This window comes from Streptomyces sp. NPDC006610 (assembly GCF_040611575.1).
Taxonomy (GTDB): Bacteria; Actinomycetota; Actinomycetes; order Streptomycetales; family Streptomycetaceae; genus Streptomyces.
The window spans coordinates 113,178-129,567 of the sequence record NZ_JBEXOP010000010.1 but is presented as its reverse complement, the minus strand read 5'-3'; the positions used below and the strand labels follow the sequence as shown (position 1 = coordinate 129,567).

The window sequence follows — 16,390 nt, the reverse complement described above, 5'->3', positions numbered from 1 at the left end:
GAGGACATGGCTCTGGCAACGCGGACGGACCGACGGCCGTCGTTCGCGCGCACGATGTGGGACAGCACCGTCGGCAAGAAAGCGGTCATGGCGGTCAGCGGCGTGATCATGCTGCTGTACCTGGTCGTCCACATGTACGGAAACCTGAAGATCTTCTTCGGGCCGGGCGACTTCAACGGCTACGCGCACTGGATCCGCACCCTCGGCGAACCGTTCATGCACTACGAGTGGACGCTGTGGCTCATCCGCGTGGTCCTCGTCGTCGCGGTCGTCGCCCATGGAGTGTCCGCCTACCAGCTCAGCCGCCGCGACATCCGGGCGCGGCCCAGGGGCTACGTCCACAAGAAGCCGCGGGCCTCCTACGCGACGCGCACCATGCGCTGGGGCGGCGTCATCCTCGGCCTCTACATCGTCTGGCACATCCTCGACCTGACCACCGGCACCGTGCACACCGGGGGCTTCGAGCACGGCAAGCCCTACCAGAACGTCCTGGACACGTTCTCCACCTGGTACGGCAACGTCATCTACATCGTCGCGATGCTCGCCCTCGGCCTGCACATCCGGCACGGCTTCTGGAGTGCCGCCCAGACCCTCGGCGTCGGCAGCCGCACCCGCGACCGCGCCCTCAAGGCCTCGGCCGACGTCCTCGCACTGCTGCTCACGGCCGGTTTCATCGCGGTCCCCGTGGGCGTCATGACCGGAGTGGTGAGCTGACATGAGCGACTACGCCAACTACACGATGGGCGAGCCGATCGCCGACACGAAGGCGCCGCCCGGACCCGTCCACGAGCGCTGGGACAAGCGCCGCTTCGAGGCGAAGCTGGTCAACCCGGCCAACCGGCGCAAGCACACGGTGATCGTCGTCGGCACCGGCCTCGCCGGCGGCTCGGCCGGCGCCACCCTCGCCGAACAGGGCTACAAGGTGGTCCAGTTCTGCTTCCAGGACTCGCCGCGCCGCGCCCACTCCATCGCCGCGCAGGGCGGCATCAACGCCGCGAAGAACTACCGCAACGACGGCGACTCGATCCACCGGCTGTTCTACGACACCGTCAAGGGCGGCGACTTCCGCGCCCGAGAGTCCAACGTGCACCGGCTCGCGCAGATCTCCGTCGAGATCATCGACCAGTGCGTGGCACAGGGCGTGCCCTTCGCCCGCGAGTACGGCGGCCTGCTCGACACCCGCTCCTTCGGCGGCGTCCAGGTCTCCCGCACCTTCTACGCCCGCGGCCAGACGGGCCAGCAGCTCCTGCTCGGCGCCTACCAGGCGCTGTCCCGGCAGATCGCGGCCGGGAACGTCGAGATGCACGCCCGCACCGAGATGCTCGACCTGATCGTCGTCGACGGGCGGGCCCGCGGCATCGTGGCGCGCGACCTGGTCACCGGGAGGATCGACACGTACTTCGCGGACGCCGTCGTCCTCGCCACCGGCGGCTACGGCAACGTCTTCTACCTGTCGACGAACGCCATGAACTCCAACGCGACCGCGATCTGGCGGGCCCACCGGCGCGGCGCGTACTTCGCCAACCCCTGCTTCACCCAGATCCACCCCACCTGCATCCCGCGCACCGGCGACCACCAGTCCAAGCTGACGCTGATGAGCGAGTCGCTGCGCAACGACGGCCGCATCTGGGTGCCGAAGGCCAAGGGCGACACCCGCCCGCCGGCGCAGATCCCGGAGGACGAACGCGACTACTACCTGGAGCGCATCTACCCGTCCTTCGGCAACCTGGTGCCCCGCGACATCGCCTCCCGCGCCGCGAAGAACGTCTGCGACGAGGGCCGCGGCGTCGGCCCCGGCGGACAGGGCGTCTACCTCGACTTCGCGGACGCGATCAGGCGCATGGGCCGCAAGGCCGTCGAGGCCAGGTACGGCAACCTCTTCGACATGTACCGGCGGATCACCGACGAGGATCCGTACGAGGTGCCGATGCGCATCTACCCGGCCGTGCACTACACGATGGGCGGCCTGTGGGTCGACTACGACCTCCAGACCACGATCCCCGGCCTGTTCGCCATCGGCGAGGCCAACTTCTCCGACCACGGCGCCAACCGGCTCGGCGCGTCCGCGCTCATGCAGGGCCTCGCGGACGGCTACTTCGTGCTGCCGGCCACCCTCAACGACTACCTCGCCCGCACCCCGCGCCAGGGGGAGGTCACCGCGGACCACCCCGTCGTGCAGGAGGTGCTCGCCGAGACCGAGGACCGCCTCAACCTGCTGCTGGCCGTCGACGGCGACCGCACGCCCGACTCCTTCCACCGCGAACTGGGCGAGCTGATGTGGGAGTTCTGCGGCATGTCCCGCTCCGACGGCGGCCTGCGCAAGGCGCTGGAGCGCATCCCGCAGATCCGCGAGGAGTTCTGGCGGCGGATCAAGGTCCCCGGCACCGGCCAGGAGTTCAACCAGTCCCTGGAGAAGGCCAACCGCATCGTCGACTACCTCGAACTCGCCGAGCTGATGTGCCTCGACGCGCTGCACCGCACCGAGTCCTGCGGCGGCCACTTCCGCGAGGAGTCCCAGACCCCCGACGGCGAGGCCGCCCGCAAGGACGACGCGTTCTCCTACGCCGCCGCCTGGGAGTTCACCGGCACCGGCGAGGCGCCCGTCCTGCACAGGGAAGACCTGGCCTTCGAGTACGTCCACCCCACCCAGCGGAGCTACGCATGAAGCTCACCCTGCGCGTCTGGCGGCAGAAGAACGCCGACGCCGACGGCGCGATGTCCACGTACGAAGTGGACGGCGTCTCACCCGACATGTCCTTCCTCGAGATGCTGGACACCCTCAACGAGGAACTCATCCTCAAGGGCGAGGACCCCGTCGCCTTCGACCACGACTGCCGTGAGGGCATCTGCGGCGCGTGCAGCCTCGTCATCAACGGCGACGCCCACGGGCCCGAGCGCACCACCACCTGCCAGCTGCACATGCGCTCCTTCCAGGACGGCGACACCATCGACGTCGAGCCGTGGCGGGCCGCCGCCTTCCCGGTGATCAAGGACCTGGTCGTGGACCGCTCGGCCTTCGACCGGATCATCCAGGCCGGCGGCTACATCACGGCCCCCACCGGCTCCGCGCCCGAGGCGCACGCCACGCCCGTGCCCAAGGCGGACGCCGACCTCGCCTTCGAGCACGCCGAGTGCATCGGCTGCGGAGCCTGCGTGGCCGCCTGCCCCAACGGAGCGGCGATGCTGTTCACCTCCGCGAAGGTCAACCACCTCGGCGTGCTCCCGCAGGGCGCGCCCGAGCGGGAGACCCGGGTGCTGGACATGGTCGCGCGGATGGACGAGGAGGGCTTCGGCGGCTGCACCCTCACCGGCGAGTGCGCCACCGCCTGCCCCAAGGGCATCCCGCTGACGTCCATCACGAGCATGAACAAGGAGTGGCTGCGCGCGACCCGCAAGGTGGCCAGGGGCTAGACGCGGCAGCTGAGGAACGTTCGCCGGCAGGGTGCGGACGGGCGGGGCCGGGAGCGGTGCTCATCCCGGCCCCGTCGTGCACCCCGGGCATTCAACTAGCTCACACCCGCTCTCCGCGCACGGGTCACGCGCAGGACAGCCGGAATCGGAAGAACTGTGACGGCCGGACACACGGCGCCGGCCCCGCTCCGCGCTCCGCCGTCCCCGGCCCGACCAGGAGAGTGACATGACCGGCGTTTCCACGCTCGACCGCCCCCCGCAGCCAGCCGCTCCCACCCGCTACACCGTCACCCTCGCCCGCGACGAGGACGACGTGCGCGCCGCCCAGCGGCTGCGCCACGACGTCTTCGCCGGCGAGATGGGCGCCCTGCTGTCCACCCCGCAGCCGGGCCACGACATCGACGCCTTCGACGCCTACTGCGACCACCTGCTGGTCCGGGACACCCTCACCGACCAGGTCGTCGGCACCTACCGGCTGCTGCCGCCCGAGCGCGCCGCGGTCGCCGGCCGGCTGTACTCCGAGGGCGAGTTCGACCTCACCCGCCTCGACCCGATCCGCCCCGGACTCGTCGAGGTCGGCCGCTCCTGCGTGCACCCCGACCACCGCGACGGCACCGTCATCGGCCTGATCTGGGCCGGCATAGCCCGCTACATGGTCGACCGCGGCCACGAGTGGCTGGCCGGCTGCTGCTCGATCCCGCTGGCCGACGGCGGCGCGGTCGCCGCCGCCACCTGGGACCGCGTCCGGGCCAAGAATCTCGCCCCCGAGGAGTACCGGGTACGGCCGCTGACGCCGTGGAACCCCGAGGGCGTCGCCCGCCCGGCCGGCCACACCGACCTGCCGCCCCTGCTGCGCGGCTACGTGCGCCTCGGCGCCTGGGTGTGCGGCGAGCCCGCCCACGACGCGGACTTCGGGGTCGCCGACCTCTATGTGCTGCTGCCGATGAGCCGGGTCAACGCCCGCTACCTGAAGCACTTCCTCTCGCTCGTCCCGTCCTGATGAGCGTCTGGCTGCCGAGTGCGCCCTGCACCCCCGGGGCGTGTGTCGAACCCGCGGACCGGGCGGTGGCCGCGCCGCGGGCCGTGCTGCGGCTCGCCGCGGTGACGCTGCTGGTGCTGGCCGGAATCGTGCTGCTGCCGCTCGGCGGGCGGGTCCCCGCCGGGCTGGTGCGGGTGTGGTCGCGGGCCGTCGTGCGGGCCGCGGGGGTGCGGATCCGCCTGTCCGGCGGCCCCGTACCGGCCGGCGGGCTGCTGCTGGTCGCCAACCACATCTCGTGGCTGGACATCCCGCTGCTCGCCGTCGTCCGCCCGGCCCGGATGATCGCCAAGACGGAGATCCGGCAGTGGCCGGTCGCCGGCCCGCTGGCGGCGCGGGCGGGCGTGGTGTTCATCGAACGCGACCGGCTGCGCACCCTGCCCGGGACGGTCGCCGACATCGCCGGCGCCCTGCGCTCCGGGGCGGCGGTGGGTGTCTTCCCCGAGGGCAGCACCTGGTGCGGCCGGGCCCAGGGCGCCTTCCGCCGGGCCGTCTTCCAGGCCGCCCTGGACGCGGGCGTGCCGGTGCAGCCGGTCCGCCTCCACTACCGCTTCGCCGACGGCGCGGCCAGCACCGCGCCCGCCTTCGTCGGCGAGGACTCCCTGCTCGCCTCGCTGTGGCGGGTCGCCTCCACCCGCGGCCTGGTCGCCGAGGTGGACATACGGCCGCCCCTTGCGCCCGGCGCCCACCCCGACCGCCGGGCCCTCGCCCGCGCCGCCCAGCCGCACACCGCTCCGGGCGGCGACCACACCGCGCGGATCGCTCCGTCCGGGCGGCCGGTGATGCCCCGTCAGGTGACCGTCCGGGAGGCGACGGCGCAGGAGGGGACGGCTCAACGGCCGGCGGCCCGGGAGGCGACGACGCGCGCCAGCCGCCGGTAGGAGTCCAGCAGGGCGTCGCGGTCGTACGTGCTGGTCGTGACCAGCACCTCCTGGGCGCCCGTCTCCTTCAGCAGCGTCTCCAGCCCGTCCGCCACCTGCTCCTCGGTGCCCGCCAGATGGCCGGTGAGCCCGGACTCGTACAGGTCGCGCTCCTTGGGGGACAGGGCCAGGGACTCGACGCGTCCGGCGGGCGGGAGCGGCGGGAACGTGCCGTGGGTACGGGAGTGGGCCATCGACCAGGCCTCCGGAACCAGCAGCCGACGGGCCGCCTCGGGGGTCGCGGCCACCGCGACCGTGCCCGAGACGACGACGTACGGCTCCCGCGCCCAGGGGGAGGGGCGGAAGTGGGCGCGGTAGCGCTCGACGCCGCGCAGCATCTTCGCGCGGTCGCGCAGGTCGCCGATGACCATGGGCAGCCCCGCGCGGGCGGCCACGGCGGCCCCCTCGCCCATGGCCAGCACGAACGGCGGTTCCGAAAGCCCCGCAGCGGGCCGAACCCGCACCCCGTCCGGAAAGGTGCCCCGGAGCCGGCCGAGCAACTCGTCGAGCTGGGCCGCGAAGTCCTCGGCGTCCTCCTTGCCGCGGCCCAGCGCCCTGCGCACCCCGTCCGTGAACCCCACCGACCGGCCGAGCCCCATGTCGATCCGCCCCGGGAAGAGGGACTCCAGCACCCCGAACTGCTCGGCGACCACCAGCGGCCGGTGGTTGGGCAGCATCACCCCGCCCGTGCCGACCCGGATCGTGGAGGTCGCGGCGGCCACCGCGGCGGCCAGGACGGTGGGAGCGGACCCGGCGACGCCGGGCACGCCGTGGTGCTCCGACACCCAGAACCGGTGATAGCCGAGCCGCTCCGCCTTCTGGGCGAACCGCACGGTGTCGCGCAGTGCCTCGGCGTCCGCGTGCCCCTCACGGATGCGGGAACGGTCGAGCACGGAGAAACGGGTCGCGCCGATCACGGAAGTCACACCCGGTTCAACGCCGTCCGCGCCGCGGCATTCCCCGAGCCGGGGCGCCGCAGGCGTCGGACGCGGCGGGTGCCTAGGCTGGGGGCGTGACAGCCGACAGCGCACGGCCGCTCGCCGTCTTCGACCTGGACAACACCCTCGCGGACACCGCCCACCGGCAGCGGTTCCTGGAGCGCAGGCCGCGCGACTGGGACGCCTTCTTCGCGGCGGCGCCCCAGGACCCGCCGCTCCCCGAGGGGCTGGCCCTGGCGTCGGCGAGCGCGCAGGAGTGCGAGGTCGTCTACCTCACCGGCCGTCCCGAGCGCTGCCGGCGCGACACACTGGAGTGGCTGGCCCGGCACGGACTGCCCGAGGGCCGCGTGTACATGCGGCGCGACGACGACCGCAGGCCGGCCCGCTTCACCAAGCTCCAGATCCTGCGCCGGCTCGCCCGCACCCGCACGGTCCGCGTCCTCGTGGACGACGACGAACTGGTGTGCGCGGACGCCGAACGGGCCGGGTTCACCGTGGTGCGGGCGCGCTGGGCGAGCCCGTCGGCCGACCTGAAGGCGGCCCAGGAGAAGGAGGGCCGCACCTGAAGCACCTCGCGCACCCCGCACGCCGGCTCGCCCGACGCACCCGGCACACGGGACCCGACACCCGGCACACGGGACCCGACGCACGACACCGGCGCAACCCGGCGCACGGGACGCCGCCGACCGCCGGCCGCCGCGTGGAGCGCGCCTCGGCCCGCCCCTGCGTCCGCCCCTCAGCCCGCGTCCGCGTCCTCCAGCCGGAAGCCCACCTTCAGGCCCACCTGCCAGTGCGCCACCTGCCCGTTCTCGATCTGCCCCCTGACCTGCGTCACCTCGAACCAGTCCAGGTTGCGCAGGGTCTGCGAGGCGCGGCCGATGGCGTTGCGGACCGCCTGGTCCACGCCGTCGGGCGAGGTGCCGACGATCTCGGTGACCCGGTAGATGTGGTTCGACATACGGGTGCTCCCCTTCCGTTCCTCCGCCGCCTCTTCGGCCGCGCGTGTGTCACACGTCACTCCACCGTGCCCCAAGCCGAGGCGGAGCGCGAGACGTCGGCCGTCCCCGGACGGTGACCGCACCGGTCTTGACCTCCGCATTGGTCCATACCAAAATCGGCACACCCGTCCGAGTCCCGGACTCGGCCCCCCACGTCGGGTCCCTTCCCCCTGTCCGTCAGACAGAACAGGACCACCGTGAGACTTCGTTTCCTCGCCCTCGTCTGCGTGTCCGCCTCCCTGGCCGGCGCCTGCGGACTCGTGCCGCAGGGGGGTGGGAGCGAGCGGCGCACGGTCACCGTATGGCTGATGAAGGACAGCGCCTCCCGGGAGTTCATCGACCGGTTCACCGAGGACTTCGAGAGCGCCCACGGCGACCTCGACCTCGACATCCGCATCCAGGAATGGACCGGCATCGGGGAGAAGGTGCACGCCAAGCTCGACGCCCGCGCCGGGGAGGAGGGCGCGAACGGGCCGGACGTCATCGAGGTCGGCAACACCCAGGTCCCGCAGTACGTCGCCGGCGGCGGACTGCTCGACCTGACGCTGGAGTCGATGCGGGACTGGGGGATGCGCGACTGGCTGCCCGGCCTCGCCGAACCGGGGCAGCAGAGTTCCACCCAGTACGGCATCCCCTGGTATGCGGCCAACCGCGTCGTCATCTACCGCAAGGACCTGTTCGCCGAGGCCGGCGTCACCGGGGTGCCGAAGACCCAGGACGAGTGGCTGGCGGTCACCGAGAAGCTCGACGGGGACGGCCGCCAGGGCATCTACCTCGCGGGCCAGGACTGGTACACGCTCTCCGGTTTCATCTGGGAGGAGGGCGGCGAACTCGCCGAGCAGCGCGGCGGTTCGTGGTACGGCACGCTGGACACCCCGGCCGCCCTGCGCGGCATGGACTTCTACCGGCGGCTCCAGGCGCTCGGCGACGGCCCGGTCGACGCCGACGAGGAACACCCGCCGCAGGCCGGGGTGTTCGCCGACGGACGGGTCGCGCAGATCGTGGCGGTGCCCGGCCTCGCCCGCGCCATCGTCGAGCGGAACCCGGACCTGAAGGGCAAGCTGGGCTTCTTCCCGGTGCCGGGCCGGAGCGCCGACAAGCCGGGCGCCGTCTTCACCGGCGGCTCCGACCTGGTCGTGCCGAGGAACACCGACCAGCGCGAGGCCGCCGTCGCGGTCGTGGAGGCGCTCGCCGGCGAGAAGTGGAACACCGAACTGGCCCGGACCATGAACTACGTGCCCAACAAGACGACGCTGGCCGACGCGGTCGCCGGCGAGGAAGGGGTCGCCGCGATGGCGGCGGGCGCCGCGCGGGGCCGGGCGACCCCCTCCTCTCCCGAGTGGGCCAACGTCGAGGCGGACAACCCGATCAAGGAGTACATGACGAAGGTGCTGACCGGCGCCGACCCGGCGACGGAGGCCCGCCGCGCCTCGCAGCGGATCACCGAGGCGCTGACGGTCTCCGTCTCCTGACGCCGGACCCGGTGGCGCGGGCCCCCGGCCGTTACCGGGCCACGCCGAGCGACAGCGCGAACCGGCCCTCGGAGTCCGTCCACCAGTGGACCGGCTCCAGGCCGGCCGCGCGCAGCTCGGCGCGCACGCCCTCCTTGCGGAACTTCGCGGAGACCTCCGTGCGCAGTTCCTCGCCCGCCGCGAAGTCCACGGCGAGGTCGAGCGCCGGCACCTTCACGGTCTGCGCGGTGCGCGAGCGCAGCCGCATCTCGATCCACTCCCGCTCGGCGTCCCACAGGGCCACATGGTCGAAGGCGCCCGGATCGAAGTCGGCGCCCAGCTCGCGGTCGACGACGGTCAGGACGTTCTTGTTGAACGCCGCCGTCACCCCGGCAGCGTCGTCGTACGCCCGGACCAGGACCCGCTCGTCCTTGACCAGGTCCGTGCCGAGCAGCAGCGCGTCGCCCGGGGCGAGCAGTGCGCGCACCGAGGCGAGGAACGCGGCGCGTTCGGCGGGCAGCAGATTGCCGATCGTGCCGCCGAGGAACGCCAGCAGCCGGGGCCCCGGTGAGTCCGGCAGCTCCAGCCCGGCGGTGAAGTCGGCGATCAGCGCGTGCACCCGCAGACCGGGCCGCTCCGCGACCAGGGCGTGCCCCGCCCGGGTGAGCGCGCTCTCGCTGACGTCGACCGGGACGTACGTGTGCAGGGCGCCCGTCCCGGTCAGCGCGTCGATGAGCAGACGCGTCTTCTCCGAGGAGCCGGAGCCCAGTTCGACCAGGGTGCGGGCGCCGGTCGCCGCCGCGACGTCGGTGGAACGGGCGAGCAGGATCTCCCGCTCGGCGCGGGTCGGGTAGTACTCAGGCAACTCGGTGATCTCGTCGAACAGTTCGCTGCCGCGGGCGTCGTAGAACCACTTCGGCGGCAGGGTCTTGGGCGTGGCGGTCAGCCCGCGCAGGACGTCCTGGCGCAGTGCCGCTTCCGTGGCGCCCTCGGGCAGGGTGCGGGTGAGGTGGAACGGACTCACGGGTGGGGCTCCTCGGTCGGTGCGTGCGCCGAGACGTCGCTCGGCTCCTTCAGCGGCGTGAGCCGCACCCCGGCGCCGCCCGCGGTGAGCAGGGTGCGGTCGGGCGCCTCGCGCCAGCGCGGATCGTCGTCGTACGGCTCGGAGGCCACGACCGTGCCGCCCGCGGGCCGGGACAGGTACCACAGGGTGTCGCCCCAGGCGGTCGCGGCGACGGAGGCGCCGTCGGTCACCAGCAGGTTGAGCCGGGAGCCGGGGGCCGCCGCGGCGACCTCCGGCACGGTCTCGGCCAGCGCCCGCCCCGGATCGTCCCCGGCCCGCAGCCGGGCCAGGACCAGGGCCCACACCAGCGCGGAGTCGTTGCGGGCCTCCAGGGACAGCAGATCCACCGGGTCCAGGGTCCGCGACAGCGGCGCCAGGGAGCCGGGCCAGCCCTTGACGGCGCCGTTGTGGCTGAACAGCCAGGGCCCGGCCGCGTACGGGGCCGCCGCGGCCTCCGCGTCGGCGCCGGCCAGCGTCGCGTCGCGCACCGCGGCGAGCAGCGTGGTGGTGCGCACGACGCGTGCGAGGTCGGCGAAGGACAGGTCCGCCCAGATCGGCCCGGCCCGCCGGTAACGGGCCGGGCGCGGATCGCCCTCGGCGTACCAGCCGACTCCGAAACCGTCGGCGTTGACGGTCCCGTGGCGCTGCCGCCGCGGCGCCCACGACTGCCGGTACAGCGCGTGCGGCGGATCGACGAGCACCTCGCCGAGCGCCAGCTCCGGTCCCGCGTAAGCGATGTGACGGCACATCAGGCGTCCACCGAGCGGGCCGTGCGGAAGCCGGAGAAGATCTGCCGCCGGATCGGGTAGTCCCAGTTGCGGAAGGTGCCCCGGCAGGCCACCGGGTCCACGGCGAACGAACCGCCGCGCAGGACCTTGTGGTCGGGCCCGAAGAACACCTCCGAGTACTCCTTGTACGGGAACGCCGTGAATCCCGGGTACGGCAGGAAGTCGCTCGCCGTCCACTCCCACACGTCCCCGATCAACTGGCGTACGCCGAGCGGCGACTCGCCCGCCGGGTAGCTGCCGGCGGGGGCCGGGCGCAGATGCCGCTGGCCCAGGTTGGCGTGCTCGGCCCCCGGATCGGCGTCGCCCCACGGGTAGCGGCGGGAGCGGCCGGTCGCCGGGTCGAAGCGGGCCGCCTTCTCCCACTCGGCCTCGGTGGGCAGCCGGCGCCCGGCCCAGCGGGCGTACGCGTCGGCCTCGTACCAGCACACGTGCAGCACCGGCTCGTCGGGCGGCACGATCTCCGTCGCCCCGAACCGGCGGCGCAGCCACTGCCCGCCGTCGCCGTGCCAGAACAGCGGGGCCCGGATGGCGTGCCGGCGGATGTGCGCCCAGCCCTCCGCCGTCCACCAGCGCGGGTCGTCGTACCCGCCGTCCTCGATGAACACCTGGTAGGCGCCGTTGGTCACCGGCGTGGTGTCGATGGCGAACGACGCCACCTCGCGGCGGTGGGCCGGGAGTTCGTTGTCCAGCGCCCACGGCTCGCCGGTGGCGCCCATGGTGAACGGGCCGCCGGGAACCACGACTTCGGACGGTCCCGTGAACAGCGGGGCGGGCCCGGGGTCCGGGGCGGCCAGGGCCTGCGGGCCCTTGCGCAGCTGATGGGTGATCAACATCGTCTCGTCGTGCTGCTGTTCGTGCTGGGCGATCATGCCGAAGGCGAACCCGGCCTCGGTGAGCCGGGTCGTGCCCTCGAACGGCGTGCGCGCCAGCACGTCCAGCACCCGGCCGCGCACGTCGGCCGCGTACCGGCGGGCCTCGGCGGGCGGCAGCAGCGGCAGCGAGGGCCGCTCGGACCGGGGATGCTCGAAGGCGTCGTAGAGGCTGTCGATCTCGGGCCGTATCGCCTCCTGTCCGGCGACCGCCCGCAGCAGCCACTGCTCCTCCTGGTTGCCGATGTGGGCGAGGTCCCACACCAGCGGGGACATCAGCGGGGAGTGCTGCGCGGTCAGGTCCGGCTCCTCGACGCAGCCGGTCAGCAGGGCGGTGCGGTCCCGCGCGATGAGCAGCGAGGCCAGGGCGCGCTCGCGCAGCGTCTCGGGGTCGGCGGGTACGGGGGAGCCGTGGCCGGTGTCGGTGACGGAATCGGTGACGGAGTCGGTCATGGGCGGTCGTCCCTCCCGTGCGGGCTGCGGCCGGCGCCGTACAGCCGGTCGAGCAGGTCGTCGGCGGGGCAGCGGCCCCGGCTCACATAGCGGTCCCGGTACGCCGCCACGGCGTCGGTGATCCCCGGGCCGGCCCCGAGGCGGGGCAGCGCGTCGAGGGCCGCGGCGAAGCACTGGGCGGCCACCTCGCGCAGCTCCGGGTCGGCGAGGCCGCTGCGGGCCGCCTCCAGCCACAGCGGATTGTGCGGAGCGGGCCGTGCCCGGGTGCGCTCGCCCAGCGGCTTCACCGCGCGGTAGGCCGTCTCGGCGGCCTCCGGATCGTCGAACAGCGCGGTCGTCACGGCCAGCGGCACGATCCAGCCGTCGTCGCCGGGCTGCGCGTCGATCATGCGCAGTTCCAGGTGGCCGCGCGGTCTGACCGGCGGGAACAGCGTCGTGACGTGATAGTCGAGGTCGTCCCTGGTCGGGGGCCGGGGCAGGCCGGTGCGGGTCCACTCCCGGAAGGACAGCGCCTCGGGAACGTCCCACGGGCCGCCGTCGCGCCGTACGCACATCACCGGGGCGTCCAGGACGTGCCGGGCCCACGCCTCACGCGGTGCGGTGTCCAGGGCGGGGCCGCCCGCCCGGCCGGAGCCGATCTGCGTCCACCGCAGCTGACGGGTGGAGCGCCAGCCGGTGGGCGCGTGCTCGACCACGGGGGAGTTGGCGAAGGCGGCCACCAGGACCGCGCCCAACTGGTGGGCCAGCCACCAGCGCCGCACATGTCCGAGCGGGCCCGGCTCCTCGTGCCCGGCGTCCAGGCAGACCTGCACCGAGGCCGAGGTGCACATCATGGCGCGGCCGGCCGGGCCGGTGCGGTCCAGGCAGGCCTCCATGGCGTCGTAGCGGGGCTCGCGCAGGAACCGGCGGGGAGGGTGCCACGGGTCGTGGCCGAGGCCGCTGAGGCCGAGACCGTGCTCGCGCAGGGCGGTGCGGACGGCGTCCAGGTCGGCGGAGACGGTGCGCACGCAGTCCGTCAGGGAGGCGGCGGGCGGGGAGCTGAGCTCCAGCTGACCGCCGGGTTCGACGGTGAGCGCGGACCGCAGCGGGACGGTGCGCAGTGCGGCGTAGGCCGCTTCGAGTCGTTCGGACGTCACGGGGAGCCGCGGTTCGCGCAGCTCGTGGACCAGCCATTCCACTTCCACGCCGACGCGGCGGGGCGGTCCCGTCTTGAAACAGATCCCGCGGACCAGGGCCTCCACCTCGGCTTCGGTGACGGCGGACCGGGAATCCGTACGGTCGCCCGCCGGACCGGCGGGCTCGGTATCGGACATGTCGGGTTCCTCCTGAGAGTTCCACCATGTCGCCGGGTCCGGGAACGCGTCCCGGACCGGCTCCACCGTCCACCCAAACCCCTCGCACCGCCGCGCACAAGGGCGCGACCGCGGACGTGCCGGACCGCGGGGGGCGGGTTCCCGGGGCGGGAAAACTCCGTTGCACCGCAGGACCAGCATCGCTCACGATGCGTTCATGAGCACCACGGGGAAGACGGGAGCGGCCCGCCGGCCGTGTGCGGTCGGGGCGGTCATGGCGTCCACGGGGGTGGCGCCATGAGCGCCCGGCTGCGCGCGCTCGCGCGGGAGACCGAGCGGATCGTGGCCGACGGCGGCTACCGCTCGGACGGCGGGCGCGAGGTGTCCCTCGCCGCCGCGGTCCGGGAGGCGTGCGCGGGCACGTTCATGCACGGACCCGACCCGGTGCCGCTCCCCTCCCTGCCGGACGGCGGGGCCACCGTGTTCGAGGTGACGGGGGAGAGCAGCCTGGAGGCGGCCCGCCGGATCGGCGACGCCGCCGTGCTCAACTTCGCCTCCGCCCGCAACCCGGGCGGCGGCTTCCTCAACGGCGCCCAGGCCCAGGAGGAGGCGCTGTGCCGTGCCTCGGCGCTGTACGCCTGCCTGCTGCGGGCCCCGGAGTTCTACGCCCACCACCGCGCCCACCGCGACCCGTTGTACTCGGACCGCGTCATCCACTCCCCGGGCGTGCCGGTCTTCCGCGACGACCGGGGCCGGCTGCTGGAGGAGCCCTTCACCGCCGCCTTCCTCACTGCGGCGGCCCCGAACGCCGGGGTCGTGCGCCGTACGGCGCCGCAGCGGGCGGCGGAACTGCCGCGCGTCCTCGCCGTGCGCGCCGAGCGGGTGCTGGAGACCGCCGCCCACCACGGCCACCGGCGGCTGGTGCTGGGCGCCTGGGGCTGCGGCGTCTTCCAGAACGACCCGGCGCAGGTGGCGGGCGCGTTCCGGGACCTGCTCGCGCCCGGCGGCCGGTTCGCGGGCGTGTTCACGCAGGTGGTGTTCGGCGTGCTGGACCGCACTCCGGGCGCCGTGGTGCGCGCCGCGTTCGTCCGGGCGTTCCCCGAGGCGTCCGCCGCGGCGCCGGCGGCTCAGCTCCAGCCATAGCGCTCCCGCAGCCGCCGCCGGACCAGGTCGAACCGCATCCGGTCCAGCGCGCAGGCCTCCCGGCGCATCCCCCGCTCGTGCAGCCGCAGCACCCGGTCCACGCCCACCCACGAGTCCCGCCCGGACCGGTCCCACGGTCCCTGCCCGATCGGCACCCACTCGCGGTCCCCGCCGTGCCGCTTGCTGCTGAGCCGCACGGCGAGGAAGGTGCCCGCCGCCTCCCGGGCGACGACCAGAACCGGCCGGTCCTTGCCGCGCCCGTCGTTCTCCTCGTAGGGCACCCACGTCCAGACGATCTCGCCGGGATCCGGGTCGCCGTCGTGTGCGGGGGAGTACTCGGTGCGGACCCGGCCCACCGCGCGCGGGTCGGTCTCGGTGGTGGCGGTGGGGCCGAAGCGGCCGGGCGCGGCGTCGTCGGTGAAGGCAGTCACGGGGGTCACGGTAGCCCTGCGCCGGCCATTGACGCGTCCATGCCCCGGCTCTAGCTTCTGACCGCCTTCCCGAACCGTGTTCGGTATGTCGGACGTTCAGAGGAGAGCCGCCCGTGCCCCCACACCACCCCGCCACCCCCTCCCGCCGGACCCTGCTGCGCGCCGCCCTGACCGCCCTGCCCGCCTCCGCGCTCGCGCTCGGCGAAGCCGGACCGCTCGGCGTCGCCCACGCCGCCGCGCCGCCGAGCGGATCCGCCACCCGCTACACCATCGTCCCGTTCCTCGACAGCGACGACGGGACCGTGAACGTCTACCAGTCCGACGACGCCACCGACTTCCGGCTGCTGCGCTCCGCCGCCTACCGGCCGCCCGCCCACCGCATCCGCGACGCCAGCATCCTCAAGCACACCGACGGCCTCTACTATCTCGTCTACACCACCCGCACCTGGCAGGACACCAGCACCACCATCGGCTTCGCCCGCAGCGCCGACCGGCTCGACTGGACGTTCCTGTACGACCATCCGGTCCCGATCGCGGGCCTGTCCCGGGCGTGGGCGCCGGAGTGGTTCGTCGACGCCGACGGCAGCGTCCACGTCATCGTGTCCTGCTCCACCGCCGACAACCAGTGGATCTTCACCCCGTACCGGATGAGGGCCGCCAACTCCGCCCTGACCGCCTGGAGTCCGCCGGTCGCCCTGACGGGGATCGGCGCCAACCGCATCGACACCTTCATCGTCCGGACCGGGTCCACCTACCACGCGTTCCCGAAGAACGAGACGACGAAGTACATCGAGTACGCCACCGCCTCCAGCCTGGGCGGCCCCTACACCGTCCACCGGACCGGCGACTGGGCCGGCTGGGGCGGCACCCGCGAGGGGCCCGCGCTGATCCGGCTCGACAACGGCGCCTGGCGGATCTTCTTCGACGGCTACGGCGACGGCAGTTACTACTACAGCGACAGCCACGACACCTTCGCCACCTGGACGGCGCCCCGCAGGCTCCCCGGCATCTCCGGAACCGCCCGCCACTTCACCGTGCTCAAGGAGACCGTCCCCGCAGGCCCGGCCCTCGCCACCGGCGTCCGCCGCTCCTTCCGCTCGGTCAACTTCCCCACCCGCCACTGGCAGGAGCAGTCCGCCCTGCTCAACCTGCCCGTGGTGACCTCCTCGTCCACCACCGCGGAGAAACAGGCGGCGTCCTTCACCCTGGCGCCGGGACTCGCCGACCCCGCCGCCTTCTCCTTCCGCGACGCCTCGGGCAGGTACCTGCGGCACTGGGACTTCCGGGGCCGATTCGACGCCGACGACGGCTCCGCGGTCCTCGCCCGCGACGCCACGTTCATCGCCCGCACGGGCACCGCCTCCGGAGCCGTCCGCTTCGAGTCGTACAACTACCCGGGTCGCTATCTGCGCCACTACGGCTACCAGCTGCGCGTGGACCCGGCCGACGGCACGGAGCTGTTCCGGCAGGACAGCTCCTTCCTGCCGGTGACCGCCTGGGCCTGAGCCGGCCACCCCGCCGGCTCCCCGTCCGCCGGCCGGCGCGGGTGACCGCCGCCGCCCCGCCCGGAGCCCGCCCGGGCGGGAGCGTGCCGGGC

16 protein-coding genes are annotated in these 16,390 nt (G+C 73.8%); 9 read left to right on the top strand and 7 right to left on the bottom strand.

Annotated elements, in window-relative coordinates:
- Positions 1-6: 6 nt before the first annotated feature.
- The 5 genes from ABZY13_RS10950 (at position 7) to ABZY13_RS10930 (ending at position 5,328) form a co-directional block, all read left to right on the top strand.
- Positions 7-714 carry a succinate dehydrogenase gene (locus tag ABZY13_RS10950; protein WP_356629061.1) on the top strand — a complete coding sequence of 236 codons (708 nt, stop codon included), beginning with the start codon at positions 7-9 and terminating at the stop codon, positions 712-714.
- Between the two features lies 1 nt (position 715).
- Positions 716-2,665 (top strand): fumarate reductase/succinate dehydrogenase flavoprotein subunit, encoded by a 1,950-nt coding sequence (locus ABZY13_RS10945; RefSeq protein WP_356629059.1) that lies wholly within the window; start codon positions 716-718, stop codon positions 2,663-2,665.
- Positions 2,662-3,411, top strand: a complete 750-nt coding sequence (locus ABZY13_RS10940; protein WP_356629057.1) for a succinate dehydrogenase/fumarate reductase iron-sulfur subunit — start codon at positions 2,662-2,664, stop codon at positions 3,409-3,411. The genes ABZY13_RS10945 and ABZY13_RS10940 overlap by 4 nt, the downstream gene beginning before the upstream one ends.
- A gap of 226 nt (positions 3,412-3,637) precedes the next feature.
- Positions 3,638-4,411: a GNAT family N-acyltransferase gene (locus ABZY13_RS10935; protein ID WP_356629055.1), complete on the top strand. Its 774-nt coding sequence runs from the start codon at positions 3,638-3,640 to the stop codon at positions 4,409-4,411.
- A complete protein-coding gene (locus ABZY13_RS10930) occupies positions 4,411-5,328 on the top strand; it encodes a lysophospholipid acyltransferase family protein (protein ID WP_356629053.1) in 918 nt (305 codons plus the stop codon). Before ABZY13_RS10935 ends, ABZY13_RS10930 begins: the two co-directional genes overlap by 1 nt.
- Here the strand turns inward: ABZY13_RS10930 and ABZY13_RS10925 are convergent.
- Entirely contained in the window at positions 5,280-6,293 is a 1,014-nt protein-coding gene (locus tag ABZY13_RS10925; RefSeq protein ID WP_356629051.1) for an LLM class flavin-dependent oxidoreductase, read from the bottom strand. The two genes, ABZY13_RS10930 and ABZY13_RS10925, sit on opposite strands and share 49 nt — an antisense overlap.
- 86 nt (positions 6,294-6,379) lie before the next feature.
- Here ABZY13_RS10925 and ABZY13_RS10920 point away from each other — a divergent pair, with 86 nt between their 5' ends.
- On the top strand, positions 6,380-6,871 hold the full coding sequence (locus tag ABZY13_RS10920; RefSeq protein ID WP_356629049.1) for a hypothetical protein: 492 nt from the start codon (positions 6,380-6,382) through the stop codon (positions 6,869-6,871).
- Between the two features lie 170 nt (positions 6,872-7,041).
- On the opposite strand, the gene ABZY13_RS10915 is transcribed toward ABZY13_RS10920, so the two are convergent.
- Positions 7,042-7,263: a dodecin gene (locus ABZY13_RS10915; RefSeq protein ID WP_356629047.1), complete on the bottom strand. Its 222-nt coding sequence runs from the start codon at positions 7,261-7,263 to the stop codon at positions 7,042-7,044.
- Positions 7,264-7,500: 237 nt separating this feature from the next.
- Here ABZY13_RS10915 and ABZY13_RS10910 point away from each other — a divergent pair, with 237 nt between their 5' ends.
- Positions 7,501-8,775, top strand: a complete 1,275-nt coding sequence (locus ABZY13_RS10910; RefSeq protein ID WP_356629045.1) for an extracellular solute-binding protein — start codon at positions 7,501-7,503, stop codon at positions 8,773-8,775.
- A gap of 31 nt (positions 8,776-8,806) precedes the next feature.
- On the opposite strand, the gene egtD is transcribed toward ABZY13_RS10910, so the two are convergent.
- Genes egtD through egtA form a run of 4 tightly spaced genes read right to left on the bottom strand, consistent with a single transcriptional unit; the run spans position 8,807 to position 13,240 of the window.
- On the bottom strand, positions 8,807-9,778 hold the full coding sequence (gene egtD / locus ABZY13_RS10905; RefSeq protein WP_356629043.1) for an L-histidine N(alpha)-methyltransferase: 972 nt from the start codon (positions 9,776-9,778) through the stop codon (positions 8,807-8,809).
- Entirely contained in the window at positions 9,775-10,566 is a 792-nt protein-coding gene (gene egtC / locus ABZY13_RS10900) for an ergothioneine biosynthesis protein EgtC (RefSeq protein ID WP_356629041.1), read from the bottom strand. The genes egtD and egtC overlap by 4 nt, the downstream gene beginning before the upstream one ends.
- Positions 10,566-11,927, bottom strand: coding sequence for an ergothioneine biosynthesis protein EgtB (egtB, locus tag ABZY13_RS10895; RefSeq protein ID WP_356629039.1), 1,362 nt, complete (start codon positions 11,925-11,927; stop codon positions 10,566-10,568). Before egtB ends, egtC begins: the two co-directional genes overlap by 1 nt.
- The gene (egtA, locus tag ABZY13_RS10890) at positions 11,924-13,240 is read right to left on the bottom strand and encodes an ergothioneine biosynthesis glutamate--cysteine ligase EgtA (RefSeq protein WP_356629037.1); all 1,317 of its coding nucleotides are present in this window, start codon (positions 13,238-13,240) and stop codon (positions 11,924-11,926) included. The genes egtB and egtA overlap by 4 nt, the downstream gene beginning before the upstream one ends.
- A 276-nt stretch (positions 13,241-13,516) precedes the next feature.
- On the opposite strand from egtA, the gene ABZY13_RS10885 reads away from it, so the two are divergent.
- Positions 13,517-14,362 (top strand): TIGR02452 family protein, encoded by an 846-nt coding sequence (locus ABZY13_RS10885; RefSeq protein ID WP_356629035.1) that lies wholly within the window; start codon positions 13,517-13,519, stop codon positions 14,360-14,362.
- Here the strand turns inward: ABZY13_RS10885 and ABZY13_RS10880 are convergent.
- Positions 14,347-14,793, bottom strand: a complete 447-nt coding sequence (locus ABZY13_RS10880) for a type II toxin-antitoxin system PemK/MazF family toxin (RefSeq protein WP_356629034.1) — start codon at positions 14,791-14,793, stop codon at positions 14,347-14,349. The genes ABZY13_RS10885 and ABZY13_RS10880 overlap by 16 nt on opposite strands.
- Before the next feature lie 113 nt (positions 14,794-14,906).
- Between ABZY13_RS10880 and ABZY13_RS10875 the strand changes: the two genes are divergently transcribed.
- Entirely contained in the window at positions 14,907-16,298 is a 1,392-nt protein-coding gene (locus ABZY13_RS10875) for a glycoside hydrolase family 43 protein (protein ID WP_356629032.1), read from the top strand.
- Positions 16,299-16,390 lie beyond the last annotated feature (92 nt).

Bases quoted from the DNA above. Each gene is read 5' to 3' on its own strand.
- ABZY13_RS10945 (WP_356629059.1), top strand. From the start codon at position 716: ATGAGCGACTACGCCAACTACACGATGGGCGAGCCGATCGCCGACACG.
- ABZY13_RS10950 (WP_356629061.1), top strand. From the start codon at position 7: ATGGCTCTGGCAACGCGGACGGACCGACGGCCGTCGTTCGCGCGCACG.
- egtB (WP_356629039.1), bottom strand. From the start codon at position 11,927: ATGACCGACTCCGTCACCGATTCCGTCACCGACACCGGCCACGGCTCC.
- ABZY13_RS10915 (WP_356629047.1), bottom strand. From the start codon at position 7,263: ATGTCGAACCACATCTACCGGGTCACCGAGATCGTCGGCACCTCGCCC.
- ABZY13_RS10885 (WP_356629035.1), top strand. From the start codon at position 13,517: ATGAGCGCCCGGCTGCGCGCGCTCGCGCGGGAGACCGAGCGGATCGTG.
- egtC (WP_356629041.1), bottom strand. From the start codon at position 10,566: ATGTGCCGTCACATCGCTTACGCGGGACCGGAGCTGGCGCTCGGCGAG.
- ABZY13_RS10930 (WP_356629053.1), top strand. From the start codon at position 4,411: ATGAGCGTCTGGCTGCCGAGTGCGCCCTGCACCCCCGGGGCGTGTGTC.
- ABZY13_RS10935 (WP_356629055.1), top strand. From the start codon at position 3,638: ATGACCGGCGTTTCCACGCTCGACCGCCCCCCGCAGCCAGCCGCTCCC.
- ABZY13_RS10940 (WP_356629057.1), top strand. From the start codon at position 2,662: ATGAAGCTCACCCTGCGCGTCTGGCGGCAGAAGAACGCCGACGCCGAC.
- egtA (WP_356629037.1), bottom strand. From the start codon at position 13,240: ATGTCCGATACCGAGCCCGCCGGTCCGGCGGGCGACCGTACGGATTCC.